11 protein-coding genes are annotated in these 17,622 nt (G+C 39.5%); 5 read left to right on the top strand and 6 right to left on the bottom strand.

Features of this window, described 5'->3' with window-relative positions; genetic code table 11:
* Positions 1-474 precede the first annotated feature (474 nt).
* A complete protein-coding gene (locus ACXACQ_RS22150) occupies positions 475-1,044 on the top strand; it encodes a Crp/Fnr family transcriptional regulator (protein ID WP_474978192.1) in 570 nt (189 codons plus the stop codon).
* Positions 1,045-1,123: 79 nt separating this feature from the next.
* Entirely contained in the window at positions 1,124-1,987 is an 864-nt protein-coding gene (locus ACXACQ_RS22145) for an SDR family oxidoreductase (protein ID WP_474978191.1), read from the top strand.
* A 175-nt stretch (positions 1,988-2,162) separates the two neighbouring features.
* On the opposite strand, the gene ACXACQ_RS22140 is transcribed toward ACXACQ_RS22145, so the two are convergent.
* The 6 genes from ACXACQ_RS22140 to ACXACQ_RS22115 all read right to left on the bottom strand — a co-directional run bounded on the left by ACXACQ_RS22140 (position 2,163) and on the right by ACXACQ_RS22115 (position 11,106).
* Positions 2,163-3,242 carry a cytochrome-c peroxidase gene (locus tag ACXACQ_RS22140; RefSeq protein WP_474978190.1) on the bottom strand — a complete coding sequence of 360 codons (1,080 nt, stop codon included), beginning with the start codon at positions 3,240-3,242 and terminating at the stop codon, positions 2,163-2,165.
* Positions 3,243-3,381: 139 nt separating this feature from the next.
* On the bottom strand, positions 3,382-4,791 hold the full coding sequence (locus ACXACQ_RS22135) for a Calx-beta domain-containing protein (RefSeq protein WP_474978189.1): 1,410 nt from the start codon (positions 4,789-4,791) through the stop codon (positions 3,382-3,384).
* Positions 4,792-4,854: 63 nt separating this feature from the next.
* Positions 4,855-6,267, bottom strand: a complete 1,413-nt coding sequence (locus ACXACQ_RS22130) for a RagB/SusD family nutrient uptake outer membrane protein (protein ID WP_474978188.1) — start codon at positions 6,265-6,267, stop codon at positions 4,855-4,857.
* A 2-nt stretch (positions 6,268-6,269) separates the two neighbouring features.
* Entirely contained in the window at positions 6,270-9,587 is a 3,318-nt protein-coding gene (locus tag ACXACQ_RS22125) for a SusC/RagA family TonB-linked outer membrane protein (RefSeq protein WP_474978187.1), read from the bottom strand.
* Positions 9,588-9,590: 3 nt separating this feature from the next.
* Positions 9,591-10,415, bottom strand: a complete 825-nt coding sequence (locus ACXACQ_RS22120) for a FecR family protein (RefSeq protein ID WP_474978186.1) — start codon at positions 10,413-10,415, stop codon at positions 9,591-9,593.
* 97 nt (positions 10,416-10,512) lie between these two features.
* On the bottom strand, positions 10,513-11,106 hold the full coding sequence (locus ACXACQ_RS22115) for an RNA polymerase sigma factor (RefSeq protein WP_474978185.1): 594 nt from the start codon (positions 11,104-11,106) through the stop codon (positions 10,513-10,515).
* A 485-nt stretch (positions 11,107-11,591) separates the two neighbouring features.
* On the opposite strand from ACXACQ_RS22115, the gene ACXACQ_RS22110 reads away from it, so the two are divergent.
* The 3 genes from ACXACQ_RS22110 to ACXACQ_RS22100 all read left to right on the top strand — a co-directional run bounded on the left by ACXACQ_RS22110 (position 11,592) and on the right by ACXACQ_RS22100 (position 17,578).
* Entirely contained in the window at positions 11,592-12,767 is a 1,176-nt protein-coding gene (locus ACXACQ_RS22110; RefSeq protein ID WP_474978184.1) for an efflux RND transporter periplasmic adaptor subunit, read from the top strand.
* A 159-nt stretch (positions 12,768-12,926) separates the two neighbouring features.
* Positions 12,927-16,082 carry an efflux RND transporter permease subunit gene (locus ACXACQ_RS22105; protein WP_474978183.1) on the top strand — a complete coding sequence of 1,052 codons (3,156 nt, stop codon included), beginning with the start codon at positions 12,927-12,929 and terminating at the stop codon, positions 16,080-16,082.
* Positions 16,082-17,578, top strand: coding sequence for an efflux transporter outer membrane subunit (locus ACXACQ_RS22100; RefSeq protein ID WP_474978182.1), 1,497 nt, complete (start codon positions 16,082-16,084; stop codon positions 17,576-17,578). The genes ACXACQ_RS22105 and ACXACQ_RS22100 overlap by 1 nt, the downstream gene beginning before the upstream one ends.
* Positions 17,579-17,622 lie beyond the last annotated feature (44 nt).

Below are 17,622 nucleotides of genomic sequence, written 5' to 3'. Positions count from 1 at the left end.
TTTTAATGCCGGTGGGGTTTTGTTGTTTTTAGGAGTAGGTGCTTTAGCTGTAGGGTAATTTTGCTACTTCAGCGATGAAGTAACTACCTCTATTTTTTATAGTTATTGGTACAAATCGATAAAAAGTAGCACTTACCTCGCTAGAATGAAAATATACTTTTCTTTTCCTTATTTCTCTCTAAATACGCACTCCAGTTCATCTTCACGAAAAACTGATCGAAAGCGCCAAGAAGAAACTTTCTAGAACACTACTTACAAGCAATGAACTAGTTTACGAACAGGTTTTTTGAAGAGCTTGAGTCCTTTAGCAACTTTTCAAAGATAGAACCCATGGAGTTTGGCTAATGGTTTAACTGACTTATGAGTGAATACTTATAACATGTAATGCAGCTATTTAACTATTGGGCATGGAGCAGTTCTTCATTTTTTACCAAATGGTAAATGAACTATCTTGCCAATCACTAACCTTTGTGTATGGAAGAATTGATAAATTATCTTTTGCAGTTTGGTAACCTGAATGAACGGCAGCTCGATTTTATTCGAAGCAGAGCAAAGGAGTTTAATCTTCGAAAGGACCAATACTTTGTTGAAGCTGGTAAGGCTCCTAAGTACGTTGGTTTTATTCTGGAGGGAGTTTTTCGTTCGTGCTACTATAACAACAATGGAGAGGAAATTACCAACTATTTTGTAGACGAGTATAATTTCATTACTGATTATCAGAAGTTTGACGCACAGCTGGTTACATCAGAATATGTGCAGGCAATTACCGATAGCAAGTTGCTGGTTTTCTCTAAAAAAGATTGGGACGAAATCTGTCATACCATTGTAGATTGGGATAAAATCGTGTCCAAAGTGTTTCAAAAGTGTCTGATGAATGTCATAGATAGGAGGAGTCCTTTGGTATCAGAAGATGCTACTACAAGGTATTTATCATTTATCGAGAAATTTCCAACATTAGCCAACCGTGTTCCCCTTTCTTATGTGGCCTCTTATCTGGGTATTACTCAGCAATCATTAAGCAGAATAAGAAGAAATCTTCCTTAGAAAATGCTTTTTACCATATGGTAAACACTCTCAATTTTAAGTTGTGAACCTTTGCTTCATTATTTTAAATAGATAAAAAATGAGCAAAAAGATCGTTTTAATAACCGGTACCAATAGTGGATTTGGGTGGCTTACGGCCAAGAGTATAGCAGCCCTAGGGCATCAAGTATATGCGACTATGAGAGATACTCAAGGGAAAAATGCAGACAAGGCAAAAGCGCTTTCTGACCATGAAAACATCACCGTTCTGGATGTTACGCTTACAGATTCTTCTAGTGTGAAAAATGCTGTTGATAGTATTCTTGAAAAGGAAAAAGCGATAGATGTGTTGGTGAACAATGCAGGTTTTACGAGAGTGGGAGTGGCGGAAAGTTTTACTGAGGCAGAAGTAAAAGAATTGTTTGACATCAATGTATTTGCGCCTTGGAGTTTTATGAAATTAGTGTTGCCAGCCATGCGTAAGCAGTCAGAGGGTTTGATAGTGAATATTTCGAGTGGATTTGGGCGATTTTCTGCCCCCTTTTCAGCTATGTATAGTGCTTCCAAATTTGGGATAGAAGGCTTGAGCGAAGGCTTGCATTATGAAGTAAGGCCACTTGGAGTAGATGTAGCGCTCGTTCAGCCAGGGCCATTTCCTACTGAAATGTCGCAGAAGAATAACTTTGGCTCTGATGTTTCAGTGATGGAAGCCTATGCCTCAATTGCTGAATATCCTAATAAGATGGGAGAGGCTATTGGCGAGATATTTAGCACCATAAAACCAAACCCTCAGGAAGTGGCAGATGCGGTAGTGGAGTTGATTAAGCTGCCGAAGGGACAAAGACCGCTTAGAACCGTGGTGGATAGGGCAACCGGCAAGTTTGTGGAAGCTGCCAATGATGCTGTCAAAGTTGAATATGCAAAAGGTATTAGCGCATTTGGGATGAAAGACCTATTGGCGTAGGTTTATTACTCTTTTGTCTTTTAAAGGGTAATTGAGCGGTTGAACTGTTAGGTCAACCGCTATTTTTTTATGTATCTAATACCATCGCATGATGGTACTTTGTGGTTCTCTTGGGTAAGATGTGGCGTTTTCATATTTAGTACATCAATTATTTCAAGGGTAAACCGATGAAGTGCTACTGTGGTAATTCGGGTACAGAAACCCTGTAAGGTCTGGTAGAGATGCTTTCCAGAAAGGCTAATATTGCTTCCTTTTCTTCATTATTAAGCCCTAAAGGCTTTAGTAATGGTGATTTTTCGGGATATAGTGGAGAGTCGTTTTGACTTTTGGGTATAACCTGTGGCATGCCGTCATTGTACATGCCTATTACCTCTTTAAGTTGAAATAGTAGTCCACTGTGTAGCCAAGGGCCGGTAAAGGTAACATCTCTTAAGGAAGGGGTACGAAACTTCCCCACATCTGCGGTATCACCACTGATGAGAAAGAGGCCTAAGTCTTCAGATGGTCTGCCTAGGTGTGATTGCCCGTTGTTATGAAACTGATTATCGGTAAAAAGAGGGCCGTTGTGGCAGTTGATGCACCGGGCTTTGGTTCTGAATAGGTGTAAGCCTAATATTTGCTGATCAGATAGTGCTGCAGTTTTTCCTTCTAAAAACTGGTCAAATGCGCTTTTCCTGCTTACTATGCTGCGCTCAAAGGTGGCCAGTGACTGCTGCACATGGGTGATAGTGATGCTGGTATCACCAAATGTTTCTTTTACTAATTTCTTGTAGCCCGCAATTTTATTCAAGTGTGCCACTAGTGTATCAAGCTGCATATTCATTTCCAAGTGATCCTGAATAGGGAAAAGCAGTTGTTCTTCCAAGGTGTGAGCTCTACCATCCCAGAAAAAAGAAGTAAAATAGCCCGTATTTATGATTGACATGGCATTTCTTTTGCCTCTTCTGCGCTCATGCCCAAAAGAGCGGGGTTTGCCATCAGCCCAGCCTAGTTCCGGGTCGTGACAAGAGGCGCAGGCAATAGAGCCTGATTTGGATAGACGAGGGTCAAAGAAAAGCATTTTTCCTAATTGAGCCTTTTTTTTGCTATATGGATTGGAGCTCGGGTAAATCATACTGGGTAAGGGGGCAAGCTCTGAGAATACGGCACTTTTATCTACAGTGGGGGATGGCCATTGGTCACGGGGCTGTGAGTACAGTTCTCTTAAATTGTTAATGCTGTTATTGGCGTGGTATAAGTATTGAAAATTCAGCATAGAAAAAGCTAAGACGGAGAGGAGTAATATTGTTTTTCTGTTCATGTATTCAAATACCAAAAGCATTTGTACATGTTAAGTACAAATGCTTTATTTTGGGCTAAAATGTTATAATCTAATTTTTTTTTTTGAATGTTATTTACCCTGCAGAAGCTCTTCTCTCGGTGGGTATTTCAAAGTGCCTCACTTGGATGCCGTTACCAATGCTGGTTTCATCAAAAGTAACGCTGATTTTTATAACCCCAGACTTATCTGTTTCATCATAAGAGTAGGTGCCTTCGCCTTCTATCTCTACTTCGAAATACTCAGGGTTATCAATACCATCATCTGTTTCATCTACTTTATATAGTCTTACGGCTTGTTTTGGTACAATTACCACACCCGATGTAACATTGCTAGAAGTGGGTACAAACCTAATCGCTTCTAAAATGTATAGACCCGCTTTGCTAGACGTATTCATATCAATGGTATTAGGATAGTCATTGTCTTTGTAGAAATCAGGCATGTTAAAGGCATTGGTAGTAGCGGTGTAGTTTTCTTCTGTCCATGATGAATGCCTGAAGCCAAACATATTTGGATCGGCACTATTGTCAGATGCATAACCATAATAGGTGAAGGCGAAACTCTCGTCCATTATGATGCCTGCAGCCGGGTCGCTATTTTTTCTGCCTGTAGCTGGCACTGCTACATCATCAAAGGTGTTATAAGTATATAGTCTATGGAAGGAATCAGATTGATCAATCCAAACACTCATATCCACTGTGGGGTTAATAATTTGTATAGTAGTAGAGCTTTCACTACCCAGCGTTAGATTTGTATTTTCACCTTTTTCTAGTTTTAAATTTAAGGTTGAAGAGGCGCCATAGCTTTTAGAGTCAGCGATGGTAACGTTTATAGTTCCGGAGTTAGCTCCTGCGGGTATCATCACGGTTTGTGCTTCAGGAGCGATATAGTTAGTGCCAGCATTAGCTGTACCTGATAGCGTAAAGCTTATCTCCAGATCTTCAGGGGCAATGGTATTTAATATTACTTTTACGGAAACGGTTTCTTCTAAATATTCATTAGTAGTATAGGTGGCTGCCTCAAAAGTAGCTACCAAAGCACCTTCCACATCATTATCCTGAAGGTTGATTTCTGTGCTTGTAATATTGCCCAGTGTTACATTGTCTATACCAGGAGAAGTCAACTTTAAGATTATATTTCTATCATTTTCTTCTACTGCATAATTATCTATAGGTTTTATATCTATAGTGGCCTGCGTGCTTCCGGCAGCAATGGTTACAGATTTATTACTAATGCTTTCAAAATCGGTACCTTCAATAGCACTACCACTGAGGCTATAGTTAATAGTAACGTCTTCCGGCCATGCCTGAGAAAGTAAAACAGGGATGCTTAGCGCTTCTGTAGCACCTTCTGATAGTGTGTAAGTAGAAGATTCCAGAGTGATGGTAGCTTTTAACACGTCATCATCATCGTCTTTACAGGAGAACAATAAGCTGAGTAATAAGCATACTGAAAGCAGTTTTTTTAAATATTGGAAATTATTCATTTTTATATGTTAATTGATGTAAGGTTTTCTTTGTGAATATTTTGCGGTAATTGCTCATTTTTCTTAGTCATAGCCCTCATTTTTTTCCAGCTTTGAGTTAATGTTTAGGGCATCCTGAGGTATGGGCATCACAAATCTGTATTGCGGATAGTCAGCGGTGCAGTTATAAATATTAGAATTACAGTCTTGCCTAGAGATTCCTTTTTTCTTTCGGGTAAGGTCGAATAGTAAATGACCTTCAAAGGCTAGTTCTCGTCTTCTTTCAAGCAGTATTTCTTCCACCAGTGCTTCATTAGTTAAAGTAATGTTAGCTGCATCAGGGTTTGCTCTCTGCCGTATCAGGTTAAGGTCATTTTGTGCCAGTGCACTGCGCTTTAGCTCTGCATAGGCCTCTGCACGTATTAAATACACCTCAGAAAGTCTTAGTAGGGTTACATCATTAGCGGTATTAGCAGCATCTCCTGAGGGGTATTTTTGAGTGGCATAATCATCATCATCATTTATAGTTATAGCATGGTTGAGCCCTCTTATATCTTCAGGCTCATAGAGCGAGAGCAGGTCTTCTGAGGCTTGCAGATAGTTCTCTGAAGTACTATTAATCCCCCATACGGTAGATAATGTGGTGATTGTAATATTGGAATTATCCAGCCGGAGCAGGTGTTCATTTTCACGATATCCGTTTTGCCATATACTAAGGTAATCATCATAAGAAGCCAGGTTTACAACTTGTGCATTGATCACTTCTGAGGCCATAGAAGCAGCTTTGGCCCATTCATTTTGGTATAAGTATACCCTAGCCAGTAAAGCCTGAGCAGACTGCCTGGAAAAATATATGGAAGTAGAGAAGTTATCTAGCAGGCTAATGGCTTGAAGCAAGTCATTTACGACCAATTCATAACCTTTAGCTACGGAGCTTCTTGCTGTTTCTGTGTCAATAGCGGCATAGCTGCCTCTGAGTACAATGCCTTTATGGCTGGCATCATCTGTGTAATTAAAAGGTTGCGCATATAATCTGAGTAGATCAAAATGCACCAGAGCCCGAATAGCTAAGGCTTCACCCAGAACCTGATTTTTTTCTTCCTCCGTACCATCTGTCAGTTCTGGCATGGCTTCTATTATATTATTGGCAGCCAGAATTACCTCGTACGTATCCCGATAGGTATACTTGACATCATCTTCACTGGTAGCGATATTCATGTTATAGATGTCTTCATAATAACTTTCGTTCTTAGAAGTAGGCTTGGCATTACCCCCCATCAGTTCGGCATAGATAGGATAAAACCTGCCCCAGTAATTGGATGATGATAACATATTATAAGTGCCATTTAATGACAGCTTTACATTATCAATGGTAGATAGAGCATCGTTTTTAGATATCTCCTCTTTAGGGTCCTGATACAGAAAATCTTCGCAGCTGGAAAATAATAGCAGTGAAAATGCTGCCCAGATGATGGTTGTTCTTGTTAAGCTCTTCATTATTAAAAACTGAGATTAATGCCTGTGGTGATAGTTCTGTTCTCGGGGAAAAGGTATTTATACTCTGCTATACCGTTCCTGTCAGGATTGTTTTTTCCGAAGTAGAGATAGCCAATATTGGTACCTTGTAAGTAAACCTGACAAGAGTTTAAGTGCAGCTTGGAAGCAATAGCGGAGGGCAGTCTATAGCTAAGTGATACATTTTGAAGCTTGAGATAATCATTATCAAAAACGCTGTTAGAAGTAATGGGGCCATATTGCCTGTGGTTCTTACTGAGCATAGGTACATCTGTGACGTCACCCGGCTGCTGCCATCGGTCAAGCTGATTAACGCTTTGATTATATGTGCCCATTGCTTCTCCATTGCTTTCCCAGTTTTTATTGCTAAGCACAATGTCTGATCCATACGAGTAAGAAGTTAAAATGCTCAGTGTGAAATTTCGGTAACGAATGTTTTGAGTAATGCCACCATAGAGCTTAGGGCTGCCGGTACCAATAGGCACCATATTATCGGTACTCATAAAGTTCTCTATCAAATTCCCATCTTCATCGTAGTAGGTATTAGTTCCGTTGCTGTTTATTTGTTCGGTAAGAAGTTCTCCTTTTTTAGTGTACCACCTTCTCGTTCCTGTTTCGGGGTTTACACCACCATATTTTAGTCCATAAATGGTGCGGGTATCTTCTCCCACTATGTACCCTGTGCCGGAGGTGAAAGTAATTAACTCCTGATCTAGCTTAAGCTTGGTGATAATGTTTTTATTAAAGGATAGGTTAGCACTGGCATTCCATTCAAATTGCTTTTTATTGATTATAGAAGTACCCAGAGTAAATTCCCACCCGGTATTTCTTAGGTTAGCATAGTTAACATCTACATAGCTAAAGCCGTTTTCATAGGGTGCATCTATAGTTGTAATGGCATCCATCACATTATTTTGGTAATACTCTACAGTGAAATCCAGTCTGTTGAGAAACTGCATATCCAGACCAAGGTTATATTTTAGGTTTTTCTCCCAGGTGAGGTCCGGATTTTCTGCCGTGGCCGGAATAATTCCTATCTGGCCACCATAAGCATAGTTTGCATCTATTCGGTAGGTGCCTTTAGCTGCGTAGACCCCAATTTTTGAATTACCGGTGGAGCCGTAAGAGGAGCGTAGTTTTAGCAAAGTCAAAAGCTTATTACCTTCCAGAAAGGGTTCTTTACTCACATTCCATGAAACACCTACAGAAGCGAAGTTGGCGTTTCTAACATCACCCCCGAAAACGGAAGAGGCATCGTTTCTCGCATTTAGCGCTATGATATATTTCATTTTATAGTCATAGCTCAGCTCTCCAAAGTAGGATACAGCACTGTTTATTTCCTGCAGCGAAGCAGAAGTGTTGTTAGAGGCACTGGTGAGGGTGTGTAAGTCTTCATACATAAAGTCAGAGCCGTAACCCCTTAAAACATCGGTGGTTTGTTCTCTCAGTTCCATACCGCCCATAGCGGTGAAGTGGTGTGTCTCGTTTATGAAGCCTGACCAACGAGCCTGAAAATTGGTTATCCACTGTAAATTTTCCCGATCTACTATGTTTAAAGAGCCTCCGAGACGGCTGGCAGTTATATTATCGGATGATTTATAGATGGTATGCCTGTTTTTGTAATAGTCTATCCCTCCCAGAGCGCTAATAGTGAGGTTATTAATAGGGGAATAAGAAAATCTGATACTGTTATTGCTGCTAAGACCTTTGTGATAATTTTCATTTTGTGCCAGTACAGCTACAGGGTTGGGCAGATTGGCGAAGTAATTTGAGTTGTTATACGAGCCATCATCATTATAAGGAGATAAGTTAGGAGGAGCCTGGGCATAACTAAATACGTTAAGCGCATTTTTCCTATGCAGGCTAAAAAGCATATTATAATCCATTTTTAGTTTATCAGAAAAGCTAACCTGAACCCCAGTTTTAGCACCGAAGTTCTCGAAGTCATTGCCTTTTGAAATGCTTTCTTGTTTCTTGTAAAACAGAGAAGACCTGCTCTTTACTTTATCGCTTCCACCACTTATGCTTAGGCTGGCCGATTGCATTATGCCATCTCTCATAATGAGGTCATTCCAGTTGGTATAAATATCAGCAGATCCCGCTTCTATTTCGGCTTCTTCTTCTGTATAGCCACTATTCATATAGGTTTCTTTACTTAGCATCACATATTCTTCGCTATTCAGCCACTTCATAGCGTTTATAGGTTTGGAAATGCCTCGAGAATAGTTGAAATCTACCTTTAGCTCATTACTTTTTCCTTTTTTAGTAGTGATGAGAATAACACCATTTGCTGCATTGGCACCGTATATAGCAGATGCTGCGGCATCTTTGAGTACGGTTATACTTTCTATTTCGTCAGGATTAATGGCGGCCAGTGGGTTTAGCCTTTGTTCATTAGCTGTAGCTTCACTATAAGTAGAAGATACTGTAATATCATACAGCGGTACCCCGTCCAGAATATATAAAGGCTCGCTGGATGTAGCTCTTTGGAGATTGCTTCTGGGCAGCAAAGCACCCTGACCACGCACCCGAACCGAAACTGGCAAGCCGGCTTCGCCACCTCCGGTGTATTCTACCTGCACACCTGCTATTTTACCTTCTAAAAGTTTTTCGAAGCTTTCAATGGGGCGATCCGCATTTAGCTCATCTGCATTTACCTGAGAGATACTACCTACTATTTCTGATTTTGGCTTTTCAATGTTATAACCCGTTATTACAAGTTCGTTCAGCTCTTTTAGGTCTTCCACCATGGTAATGCGTACTTTGGTTTTGGAGCCCACATATACGTGTTGTGTTTTCATACCTATAAAAGAAACAATGAGAGTGTCATAGCCATTACCGGGCATGCGAAGGCCAAACTTGCCACTTGCACTAGCTATAGTCCCTAAGTGAGTGCCTTTTACTATAATACTAGCTCCGGGAAGGGCATTACCTTCATAGTCTACTACTTCTCCGATAAGTTGTTGACCTGATTTTTGGTCTACTACCTTTAGTAATACCATACCTGAAGAGGCTTTAAAACGTACGTTGGTGCCTTTAAACAACTCTTTTAGCACCTCTTTTACCGCGGTGTTTGATTTTTTTATACTTACCTGCTTGTTTAATGGTATTTTATCATCGCTATAACTAAACGCAATGCCATGTGCATTGGTAAGGGTGTTTAGTATCTCTTGAATGCTTCCAGCCTGCTGTATTGAAATGTGTTTTTGAAGAAGAGATTCCTGTCCCAACACCACAGAGCTAACGCCACACAGGTATAAAATCACCTGTGTCAGGATTATTTTTCTTTTTAGGTACTTCATTATTTAATTACTAGCTTCTTTTTTGGTAAGTATTATATCTTGACCCTGATAGGTAGCTTGAACACCCATGGTGTATTCAAAAGCTTCAAGAAATTGAGATAAGGTAGGTTCTTTAAAGGTGCCACTAAACTGGCTGGTTAAAATGGATTTGTCTTTAATGATGAATTTTCTCTTGTAGTATTTTTGTAAGGTGTTAACTACAGTAAGAATTTTTTCTTTTTTGAATACCAGTAGGCCGGTTTTCCAAGCCAAAGCATTATGATTTTCTGATATTATTTTATGTAAGTGAGAATCTGCAAAATGAGCTTCTTCGCCACCAGTAACAATCATGTTTTCATTATTGTGAGTCAATCTAACTTTACCTTCTACTACTAAAAGACTGGGAGACGTATTTTTAAAGTCGAGCAGATTAAAACTAGTACCCAACACTTTGGTGGTAAGATGTGGTGAATGTATTTGAAATGGTTTTAGAGAATCTTTATGAACCTGAAAAAAGGCCTCACCTTCAAGTATCACATCACGATTGCTCTTAAACCAGAAATTATATTTAGGATAGGTAAGTTTAGAGCCTTCATTAAGAGTTACCACACTTTCATCTGGCAAGACTATTACCAAGCTCTGGTCAGCCTTGGTTGTAGTGGTTACTGTTAAATTAGAAATATATAATACGGAAGATGCTATTATTATCAGGCTAATAATGGCAGCATAAGATAATGGCCTGTTAAACCATACTGTTTTGGCTGTCTTTTTTCTGCGAGCAATTATTTCCTGTATTTGAGGCTCTATTTCTTGCCACTTTCTTGAGACTTCGTCTTCGTGTTGGGTCATTGGTTGATTTCTGTAAGTATAATATTGGTATTTTTTTACCTGCTTTACTCACAGACACATAAGTGTCAAAAATCTACTACTCTTATCTAGAATTTTTTTAAATAAGGAGAGAAATGTGCATTCCAGCTATCAAATAGAGGATATAATCGACCTCATTAAAGTGAGCTGACAGTTTAGGGCGCAGTAATTTGATAGCTTTGGCAAGGTGATTATCAACGGTATTGATGGAAATGTTAGCCTTTTCACTTATTTCTTTATTAGAAAAACCTTGAAGGTATTTCCATTCAAAAACCTGCCTACACTTTGGGGGTAAAAAGACCAGGTTAATATGAAGGGCTTCTTGTATTTCTTTGGCGGTAAGCTGCTGTACCGGATTGGATGAGCCATCTATAGTTTCAGGAAACTCCTGAAAATGAACTTCCTTTTTATTACGCCTCTGTAAATTAAATGATTTGTTTTTTATAGCCCTTATCAGGTAGGCCGATAAGTTTTCTACCTGTTTAGTAATCAGCTGTTTTTTGCATATTTCAAGAAAAAGCTGTTGTGTAATGTCTTCTGCGTCCGTTTTATCTTTAAGAATAATTTCCGCTTCTTTCTTTAATGTGAGATAATATTTTTTAAATAAAAGCTCGTACCCACGGATATCATCTTTAAGGATGAGTGAAATTATTTGGCTGTCAGCAGAGTTCATACTGCATAGTTATTTAAAATCATTCTAAATAACAATACTGTCATGATGTTAACTTGTATTTTGTTGTTTACATAATGGTCTTTTTGTGATGTTGTAACCCTTTGAATATCAGTTAAATCGATTTAATCGGTGATTATGAATTTATAATTGGATTGCAAAAAAAAGAGTTAGAAAACACAAAGTTAAAGCCTGTGAAATAGTGAACAGCCTTTTCATAGGTTGGGCTCAGGTACAAAAAAAATACTTGGTTTTAGTCGTAGAGCTTCTGTAAGAAAAGAATATTGAGGATAACACTCAAAATATACAAAGGCAAGAAGGCAAATTTAATTTTATAACTTTTAATCAAAATTTAATAAAATCAACCTGCCTGAATTCACCCAAAATCCCTTTTCTGAGATTTTGGTCATTTTATAAGAAATAATGGTTATAGCTAAGCCTTGGTCTTGAGATAGGTTTGCATCATGAAACTATTTAACGGAAACAAAATGAAGAATTTAGGTATTAAAAAGATAGGCGTATTTGTCTTTTTAGGAATAATTATATCTATTGTTTTAGCTTTCACTGTAAATGATGACGCTGAAGAAGAAGCTCAGCCAGCAGCTATGCCATTGCTAAAGGTGGAAACTGCAGCTCCTGTTTTTAACGAAATTGTTGAGTGGGACGAATACAGTGGTCGTTTTGAGGCTAGTAATCGTGTTGAAGTTCGTGCCAGGGTAAGCGGATTTTTAGAACAAGTGAAGTTTACGGCAGGTCAGCAAGTAAAGAAAGGACAGGTGCTATTTGTATTAGATCAGCGTCCTTTCAAAATAGAGCTAGATCAGGCAAAGGCTAATTATGCACAGGCTATATCTACCTTAAAAATTGCCAAAGATAATTTTAACAGGGTAGAGTCACTAGGTAAAACAGGCGCTGTATCTACAGAAGAATTTGACCAAAGACAGCAAGCCTTGGTACACGCAGAGGCTAGTATTCAGCTGGCTCAGGCTAAAGTGGACAATGCTAAATTAAATTTAGAATTTACCGTAGTAAGAGCTCCTATCTCGGGATTAGTAAGTCGTGATAGAGTTAATGAAGGCAACCTTATTGATGGAGGAAGTGCTAATTCTACATTGTTAACCACCATTGTGGCTACTCATCCTATTCATTTCTATTTTACAGGTAGTGAGTCTGATTACCTTAAATATGTACGCTTGGCGCGCAATGGTGAGCGTGGTGCGGCCAGATCGGGCGAAATACCAGTGCAAATCAAATTGTCAGATGAAGATGATTTTAAACATGAGGCTACATTAGATTTTGTGGATAATGAAATTGATGATAACTCAGGTACCATAGAAAGTCGTGCAGTACTCGATAATAGTGATAATTTATTAGAGCCTGGAATGTTTGGCAAGGCCAGAATATTAGGAAGCGCCAAGCATGATGCTGTGATGATTCCTGATGAAGCTATCGGTACTAACCAGTCGTTACGTTATGTATATGTTTTGGGTAAAAACAATGAGGTTGTTGCTAAAAATGTCACCTTGGGGCCTTTGCATAGTAATGGGTTAAGAATTGTAAGAGAAGGATTAGATAAAAATGATCAGATCATTATCAACAATATTCAAAAGATTAGACCAGGGGTGGTTGTTGATCCTGTGAAGACTGACCTTGCTGCTAAATAATTAAGCATAAGCTGTAGCAAACACCAAAACCTACACATTTATCGGTCAATAAAAATAACTGCATAGTTAAGTTTTAGCAAAGTAGTTTCTACTGTCAGTTTTTTGATTGACAGTACGAAGCCTGGGATTTTATTGCCCATTTTTCAAAATAAATCAAATATGAAATTTAGTCACATTTTTATAAAAAGACCAATCTTCGCGGGGGTGCTGAGCGTGCTCGTGCTCATCGTTGGAGGATTGGCCTACGTATCGTTGCCGGTATCTCAGTTTCCTGATGTAGCTCCGCCTACCATAGAAGTTGTAGCTACCTACCCAGGAGCCAATGCTCAGACACTCTCTGAAAATGTTGCGGCACCTTTAGAAAAGGAAATCAATGGAGTAGAAGATATGATTTATATGACTTCACAATCTTCAGCTGATGGACGAGTAACATTACAAGTAGCTTTTGACTTAGGTACTGACTTGGATAGAGCACAGGTACAGGTGCAAAACAGAGTGGCCATTGCAGAGCCACGATTACCTGAATCAGTAAGGCGCTTGGGTATTACTACTAAAAAGGTATCTCCTGATATGCTTATGGTAGTGAATATGTATTCTCCTAACGGTACATATGATCAAACTTATATGGGTAACTACGCTGTATTGCAGCTTAAAGATGAGCTTGCTCGTATAAAGGGAATTGGAGATATTCAAATTTTTGGAGCGGCCGAATATGCTATGCGTATCTGGTTAGACCCTGATAAAATTGCCAATCTAGATATTACTGCAGGTGAAGTAGTAGCTGCATTAAGAGCGCAAAACGTTCAGATTGCCAGCGGTACTTTAAATACTTTGCCTTCAGGTAGTCAAACTGCTTTTGAGGTAAATATACAAACACAAGGAAAGTTGGTTACGACTGAGCAATTTGAAAATGTAATTATCAAGTCAGGTAAAAACGGGAGAATTGTAAAGCTAAAAGATATCGGTCGTGCCGAGCTTGGAGCTCAAAACTATGCTACTCGAGGTTATTTGGGTAAAAACCCAGCTATTGCCATGCCTATATTTCAGCAGCCAGGTGGTAACGCGTTAGAAACAGCAGCAGCCATTCAGCAAAAAATGGAGGAATTGAGTGCTAATTTCCCTGAAGACCTTAAATATGAAATTGCTTATAACCCTACAGAGTTTATTCAAAAATCGGTAGATGAAGTATATCACACCATATTTGAGGCGGTAATTCTCGTGGTTTTGGTGATTTTGCTCTTTTTACAATCTTGGAGAGCAGCTATTATTCCCATATTGGCCATACCTGTTTCATTGATTGGAACATTTGCCGTTATGCAAGGAATAGGCTTCTCGTTGAATACTTTAACATTATTTGGGTTGGTATTGGCTATTGGTATTGTGGTGGATGATGCCATTGTGGTGGTAGAGAATATGGAGCGTTATCTTGAAGAAGGTAACACCCCTAAACAGGCAGCTTTCAAAACCATGGACGAAGTGGGAGGAGCTTTGGTGGCTATTGGTCTTGTGCTTATTGCCGTATTTATTCCAACAGCTTTTCTTGATGGCATATCAGGTCAGTTTTATAAGCAATTTGGGATGACCATTGCGGTGGCTACAGCCATTTCGGTGTTTGTATCATTGACATTAAGCCCGGCTATGGCGGCTCTTTTAATGAGACATGAAGAGAAGAAAAGCAGCAAAGATGTATTCTTCCTATTAAAGCCTTTTGTGTATGTTGGTAATGCATTCAATAGCTTTATGGATAAGCTTTCTACCAGTTATGGTAAAGGTGTGCAGAAGTTAGTTAGAACTTCGGTAGTAGTGCTTTTTATCTATTTTGGTCTTATCGCTATTACTGGTTTAGAGTTCAATAGAGTGGCCAAAGGATTTATTCCAGGAATGGATCAGCAGTATTTCATTACTCTTATACAGTTGCCTCCAGGGTCTTCACTTTCAAGAACCGATAAAGTGGTGCAAAAAGTATTGAACAATGCTTTGGAAATTGATGGTGTAGAAACTGCGGTATCATTTGCAGGGTTGGATGGAGCATCATCTACCAATTCTTCCAATGTTGCGGCTGTTTTCTTGGTGCTGGAGGAGTTTGAGAAAAGAGAAGAAAAGGGGCTTGAGTATGGAGCATTATTAGGTGCAATTCAAGGTCAATTAGCTCAGATCGATGATGCTATTGTTATCGTTATTCCACCGCCATCGGTAAGAGGTATTGGTAATGCTGGGGGTTTTAAAATGATGGTGCAAGATAGGGCCAACTTGGGAACGGCACAACTTCTTGAAGCTACTAATGCACTGGCAATGGCTGCCAATCAAGATCCTGTTTTGAGTAATGTATTTACATTCTTTAATAACCAAACACCTCAGTTGTATTTGGATATAGACCGTGAAAAGGCTGAAAAATTGGGGATAGACGTTCAGAATATCTTTCAATCATTAGAAATATACATGGGGTCTGCCTTTGTTAATGAATTCAATTATTTGGGTAGAACTTATCAGGTTACAGCGCAAGCAGATGCGCCAAACAGGCTTACTCCTGAAGATATATCAAAAATAAGGGTACGTAATAATCAAGGCGGTATGGTGCCTTTGGGGTCTATTGCTAAGCAAGAAGACATCGCTGGGCCATCGAGAGTTCCGAGGTTTAACCTTTACCCTTCAGCATCATTAAATGGTAATATTTCTCCGGGCTATAGCTCTGGTGAAGCCTTAGATAGAATGGAGGAATTAGCAGCAGAGGTGTTGCCTGCGGGTATCTCATTCCAATGGACAGAAATTGCCTATCAAGAAAAAATGGCGGGTAATACGGCAGGCATAGCTTTCCTTTTGGCGGTAGTATTTGTGTTTTTACTGCTTGCTGCACAGTTTGAAAGTTTGGTGTTGCCTCTGGCGGTGATCTTTATTGTGCCAATGGTGCTATTATCAGCCATGATCGGTGTTGATCTTGCTGGTTTAGACAATAATATTATGGTGCAGATCGGTTTGGTAGTGCTGGTAGGTTTGGCCAGTAAAAACGCCATTTTGATTGTAGAATTTGCTAAGCAGCTGGAAGAGAGAGGTATGGCCTTAAAAGAGGCTGTGATTGAGGCATCTAAGCTTAGGTTAAGACCTATTTTGATGACAGCCATGGCATTTATACTAGGAGTGGTGCCGTTGGCATTGGCTACAGGTGCAGGTGCTGAGTTACGTGTTTCTCTAGGGATGGCAGTATTCAGCGGCATGCTAGGGGTGACCATATTTGGAATATTCTTAACTCCAGTCTTCTATTATTTGGGAAGAAAATGGACTTCTAACCCCAATAAAGAAAAAAATATCAGCATATAATGAATAGTAAAAATATAAATGGAGCTAAAAAGACAGCCTTCTTTTTAGCCCTTACATTGTTAGCGGTTTCGTGTGGTATAAAAAAGAAAGATTATGCCTCCAAAATGCCCGTCTCGGTTGAAGATGATTATCTGGAAAACGGTATTTCAGACTCTCTCTTTAATACCACAGCTACATCGGCAGCATGGTGGTCTGAGTTTAATGATCCGGTGCTGGATACTCTAATTCAAAGGGCTAGAGGGCACAACCTCGATATTAACAGTGCTGTAGCTAATTTTGAAGCTTCCAGAGCACTGCTAAAGTCTACTAAGTTTGATCGCTACCCAACGGTTACTGCTAATGGCGGCTATACAAGAACCCGTCTCGGGGAGAGTGTTTTTGTGCCAGGAGCACACCCTACTTACAGTACTTACAGTGCTAGTTTCGATGCTTTTTGGGAGACCAATTTATTTGGAAGGGTATCTAATAGAGTAAAAGGTGCTTATGCTAATTCTCAGCAAGCACTAGCAGATATGCAGGCTGTTTATACCCGCATTTTTGCTGAAGTAGCTAATGATTATATATCCTTAAGAGGCACACAATATCTATTGGATATTGCACAGCGAAACTTAAAAGGTCAGCAAGATACTTATGATTTAACAGTTAAACTGTCTGAGGCCGGTACTAGCAACAACCTTGATGTTTCTCGTGCGTTAGCACAGTTAGAAACTACCCGTGCCAGTATACCTCCATTAGAAGCGAGAATAGAGGCGTTGAAAAATAGTTTGAGTGTATTGGTAGGTGAGGTTCCGGGTAATTTGGATGCTTCCATCGTAACTAAACAACCGTTACCTAGTCTGCCTTCATCAGTAGCACTAGGCAATGTTCAGGAGTTATTAAGAAGAAGGCCTGATGTACGTAGGGCAGAGGCGGTGTTACAGCAAAGAATAGCGCAGTACAATATTTCTGTAGCAGATCTTTATCCTAATATCCAGTTTGGCGGATCTATTGGGTTTTCAGCAGTGGATTTTTCTCATTTCGGAACCAATGAGTCCTTCACCTGGAGTGTGTTTCCTAGCATTAGCTGGGCCGCGTTTAATTTAGGAAGGGTGAGACAGCAGATTAAAAGAGATGATGCATTGACACTTGCAGCGCTAAATCAATATGAAAAAACAGTGCTAGAAGGATTAAGTGAAATAAAAACTTCATTGAGCAACTATACGCAAGAGCTTAGAAGAAGAGAGGTATTAAAAACGTCTTCCAGGGCCAGTTCAGAGGCTGCACAGTTTGCCCGAGATAGGTACAATGCCGGCCTTGATAACTTTATAGATTACCTCAGTGCTGACAATGCCTTACTTCAAGTGGAGAATTCACTGGCTTTAAGTGAAATTTCTTCCGCTACATCACTCATAGCCATATATAAAGCGCTAGGTGGTGGCTGGGAAATTGTAACAGAAGATGAATTGGAGCAAAAGTTAGATGCAATGAAAGCAGATGGCCGTGAAAAGCTGAATTAAAAATTTTGCTAGGCAAAATCAGATTTGCTGATGCATTTATCACA

This window comes from Fulvivirga sp. AWR4_260 (assembly GCF_056158185.1).
Note: the sequence above shows the minus strand (reverse complement) of the source record. Positions and strands in the feature narration are given on the sequence as shown.

Coding starts and splice junctions, on each gene's coding strand:
- ACXACQ_RS22100 (WP_474978182.1), top strand. CDS start 16,082: ATGAATAGTAAAAATATAAATGGAGCTAAAAAGACAGCCTTCTTTTTA.
- ACXACQ_RS22105 (WP_474978183.1), top strand. CDS start 12,927: ATGAAATTTAGTCACATTTTTATAAAAAGACCAATCTTCGCGGGGGTG.
- ACXACQ_RS22110 (WP_474978184.1), top strand. CDS start 11,592: ATGAAGAATTTAGGTATTAAAAAGATAGGCGTATTTGTCTTTTTAGGA.
- ACXACQ_RS22135 (WP_474978189.1), bottom strand. CDS start 4,791: ATGAATAATTTCCAATATTTAAAAAAACTGCTTTCAGTATGCTTATTA.
- ACXACQ_RS22130 (WP_474978188.1), bottom strand. CDS start 6,267: ATGAAGAGCTTAACAAGAACAACCATCATCTGGGCAGCATTTTCACTG.
- ACXACQ_RS22115 (WP_474978185.1), bottom strand. CDS start 11,106: ATGAACTCTGCTGACAGCCAAATAATTTCACTCATCCTTAAAGATGAT.
- ACXACQ_RS22145 (WP_474978191.1), top strand. CDS start 1,124: ATGAGCAAAAAGATCGTTTTAATAACCGGTACCAATAGTGGATTTGGG.
- ACXACQ_RS22120 (WP_474978186.1), bottom strand. CDS start 10,415: ATGACCCAACACGAAGACGAAGTCTCAAGAAAGTGGCAAGAAATAGAG.
- ACXACQ_RS22125 (WP_474978187.1), bottom strand. CDS start 9,587: ATGAAGTACCTAAAAAGAAAAATAATCCTGACACAGGTGATTTTATAC.
- ACXACQ_RS22150 (WP_474978192.1), top strand. CDS start 475: ATGGAAGAATTGATAAATTATCTTTTGCAGTTTGGTAACCTGAATGAA.
- ACXACQ_RS22140 (WP_474978190.1), bottom strand. CDS start 3,242: ATGCTGAATTTTCAATACTTATACCACGCCAATAACAGCATTAACAAT.